The organism is uncultured Campylobacter sp., assembly GCF_937949835.1.
Lineage (GTDB): Bacteria > Campylobacterota > Campylobacteria > Campylobacterales > Campylobacteraceae > Campylobacter_B.
Map to the genome: position 1 here is coordinate 1 of NZ_CALEDC010000120.1, position 3,721 is coordinate 3,721.

5 protein-coding genes are annotated in these 3,721 nt (G+C 51.2%); all 5 read left to right on the top strand.

Translation table 11 applies throughout. The features are described 5' to 3' along the window. The first annotated feature begins 164 nt into the window (after positions 1–164). Positions 165–1,406: an ArsS family sensor histidine kinase gene (locus Q0256_RS02615; RefSeq protein WP_297959791.1), complete on the top strand. Its 1,242-nt coding sequence runs from the start codon at positions 165–167 to the stop codon at positions 1,404–1,406. A 50-nt stretch (positions 1,407–1,456) separates the two neighbouring features. Next, a complete protein-coding gene (locus Q0256_RS02620) occupies positions 1,457–1,849 on the top strand; it encodes a cytochrome C oxidase subunit III (protein ID WP_297959793.1) in 393 nt (130 codons plus the stop codon). Further along, entirely contained in the window at positions 1,846–3,117 is a 1,272-nt protein-coding gene (gene hemL, locus Q0256_RS02625; protein WP_297959795.1) for a glutamate-1-semialdehyde 2,1-aminomutase, read from the top strand. The genes Q0256_RS02620 and hemL overlap by 4 nt, the downstream gene beginning before the upstream one ends. 31 nt (positions 3,118–3,148) lie before the next feature. Beyond that, positions 3,149–3,448, top strand: coding sequence for an AtpZ/AtpI family protein (locus Q0256_RS02630; RefSeq protein ID WP_297959798.1), 300 nt, complete (start codon positions 3,149–3,151; stop codon positions 3,446–3,448). 11 nt (positions 3,449–3,459) lie between these two features. Further along, a partial coding sequence (locus tag Q0256_RS02635) for a hypothetical protein (protein WP_297959800.1) occupies positions 3,460–3,721 on the top strand: 262 nt, incomplete at its 3' end.

Sequence of the window (3,721 nt, forward strand, 5' to 3'; positions counted from 1 at the left end):
TAAATTTTAAAATTTACGCGCTGTGCCTTTAAGACGCGTTGCAAATTTAAAGCTGGGCACGCCGGTCCGCGCGCCAAAGCAAAGCAAGCCCGCGCTTCAAAGCAAAGCAAGCCCGCGGCTTCAAAGCTTTGAAATTTTAAAAATTTAAGGATCATATAAATTTAATGAAAGTAAGATCGTCGATTTTTTATACCATCACGTTCATCTTCGCGCTCGCTGCCGTGGGCGTTTCGCTCGCTCTACTCTGGCTCATCGGCTACGATCAGCAAAACTACACCCGCGAACTAAACTCCAAATACTCTATCGTTGCGCGCGCGAACCTATATCAAATGAGTAAGCTCATCAGCGATGTCGAATACGACCGTCAGGTTGCAAATTTCGAGTTTTCGACCATCCGCGATGAAGCCAAGCGCGATGAGATCATTAAAGGCGCCGAAATTTTAGATAGCATCTCCGCAGACATCGGCTCTGCGGACATCTTGCTGTTTAAGCGCAAGCACTACTTAAAAATCACTCACGCTGGCGAGACGCGGCTTTTAAATGACAAGGAGTATCAGCCTTACCGCTACGATATTTTCAAAGCGATCTACGGCGTCATTTTGGTGATCATCCTGCTTGCATATATCTTCATCATCCGCAAAATTCGCCCTCTTCGCAAGCTTAAGCGCCAGATCGATAAATTTGCTAAAGGCGATCTTCAGATCAAGGACGTAAGCGTAGGAAACGACGAAATTTCTGAGGTTTCGCACGCATTTTACGAGGCGGTTACGCAGATAAATAAGCTTAACGAATCGCGCCATCTGTTTTTGCGAAACATAATGCACGAGCTCAAAACTCCTATAACAAAGGGTCGCATCGCCGTCGAGATGATCGAGCACGGTAAAAATCAGGAGCGTCTCATCTCGGTCTTTGAGCGACTGGAGAGCTTAATCAACGAATTTGCGGCTGTCGAGCGCGCGACTGCGGGCACGGCGCTAGTCGAACGCGGAATTTTTTCAATGGATGAAATTTTAAAAGAAGCGCTTAATATCGCGATGATCGAGCCCTGCTGCGTCACGCTGCAAAATCCGCTAGGCCTGAGCTTAAACGTCGATCTGAAGCTCTTTTGCGTCGCGGTGAAAAATTTAATCGACAACGCCGTCAAATACGCCGCAGACGGTAAAATTTTAATCCGCTTAGACGCCCAAACGATGGACTTCATAACGCTCGGCGAGCCGCTGCAGAAGGACTTTAGCTACTACAAAGAGGCCTTCGTCAAGGGCACGAACGCCAAACAAAGCTTCGGCCTGGGGCTTTACATCGTCGATAATATCGCCAAGGCGCACGGGCTAAAATTCCTCTACCGCAGGCAGGATGAGCTAAACGTCTTTTATTTCGAGGGGATCGAAAAGATAGCTGCGTTATGAAATTTAAGCACATTTTTTATATTATTGCGCCAAAAATTCGAAACGAGAAAATGCGAAATTTCATATTTTTAGCGCTGTTTTTAAACGCGACCATATGTTTTCTACCTCGCGGCGCACAAGCCGAGAGCTTCATCACCGACGAAGAATACGGCGCGATGCTGTATAAAAACCCCCGCGGCATCGGCTGCGACAAGTGCCACGGCGAAAAGGGTGAGGGCTCGCTGATCGCGACGTATAAAGAATTTAACCGCACTGCGGGCGCCTACTACGAACGCGCCCTAAACGCGCCGCCGATCAACAATCTTTCGCTTCAGGAGCTCGCCGACGGGATCAGCAGCTCGCGCGACGTGATGCCGAGCTACTTCCTGACGCAAAATGAGATCATCATCATCTACAAATATATAAAATCGATAAATCAACCCAAAAAGAAGGAGAAAAAATGAATAATCACGACGAATTTTTAGCAGCACAAAAACTTATCCCGGGCGGCGTCGATTCGCCTGTGCGAGCATTCGGCAACGTAGGCGGCGAGCCTTTTATGGTGGATCGCGGCGAGGGCTCGTACATCTACGATGTCGAGGGTAAAAAATATCTCGACTTCGTGCAGAGCTGGGGCCCGCTCATCTTCGGTCACGCCGATGCGGACATCGAACGCGCCGTCGTGCAAACCGCCAAAAAAGGGCTAAGCTTCGGCGCATCCAGCCCGCTTGAGACGCAGCTTGCCTCGCTGGTGCTAAAAAATTTCGATTTCCTAGATAAGATCCGCTTTACCAGCAGCGGCACGGAAGCTACGATGAGCGCGATCCGTCTTGCGCGCGCCTTTAGCGGACGGGATAAAATTTTAAAATTTGAGGGCTGCTACCACGGCCACAGCGACAGCCTGCTCGTCAAAGCGGGCAGCGGCGCAAGCACCTTCGGTAACGCAAGCAGCGCGGGCGTGCCGCAGGACGTCGCAAAAAACACCTACCTAGCCAGATACAACGACATACAAAGCGTAAAGGACGTCCTAGCGCAAAACGACATCGGCACGATCATCATCGAGCCTATCGCGGGAAATATGGGCTTGGTGCCGGCGAGTCCCGAATTTTTGACCGAGCTTCGCGCGCTGTGCGACGAGAAAAAGATCGTACTTATAATCGACGAGGTAATGAGCGGCTTTCGCGCGAGCGAGCTGGGTAGCTACGGCATCTACGGCATCCGCGGCGATTTAGTAACCTTCGGCAAGGTCATCGGCGGCGGCATGAGCGTGGCGGCATTTGCGGGTAAGCGCGAGATCATGGATATGCTAAGCCCGCTAGGAGCGGTGTATCAAGCAGGCACGCTAAGCGGAAACCCCGTTGCAATGGCTGCGGGCATCGCTAGCCTAAGTAAAATTTACGCTAGCAGCGGCCTTTACGAAAGGCTCGGGGGGCTTGCGCGCAGGCTTACGGACGGGCTTTGCGCCATAGCGCAGCGCCGCGGCATCGCGCTGCAAACCGCCTGCGTAGGCTCGATGTTCGGATACTTTTTCACAGACGAAGAGGTACGCGACTATGACGGCGCTTTGCGGGCAGACACCGCGCGCTTTGCGAAATTTCACGGCGAGATGATTAAGCACGGCGTATTTTTGGCGCCTAGTCAATTTGAGACGGGCTTTATCTGCGCCACGATGAACGAAGCGCAGATCGACTTTGCGCTAAACGCCGCAGACGAAGCGATGGCGGCGCTTTAAGGGCTGCATTTTAAAATTTTACGGATTTTAGATGAGAGTAACGAAAAATTTAAACAAAATCGTAAAGGGCGCCTGCGACATCAGCCTAGGCATCTCAATCGTCGTAGCGATCGGCATCGGCGTAGCGATCGGGCTTGGGCTGCGACACCTCACGGGCTCGCTGCTTCTGCTCTGGTTCGGCATCGCTATCGGCATCGCGGCGGCTTTTTTAAACGTTTACCGCGCGTGCAAGGCGCTAAATTCGAGACTAAAAGAGCTCGAGGACGATCCGAAATACAAGGCGGATCCGAAAAATTTTGACGATGATGATGAATGGGATGAGCGAGATTGAATAGGCGATTTTTGCTCATATACTGCGCGCTAAACGCGGCGTTTGCCCTGCTTGGGCTAGCGCTTTGCGGCGCAGGATTTTTCGGCTCGGGCTCTTTCGGCGTGCGGGCGCTTGCGTGGCTTCTTAGCTTGGAGGTCGGATTTTTAGGCGCATTCGGCGCGGTATATTTTTCGTTTCGCGCTTACAGAAACAAGATAGAAGATGAGCTAAGAGCCGGTAAATACGATGAAATTTTACAGCAAAGCTCTAAAAATTCCGCCGGTTTCATAAGCG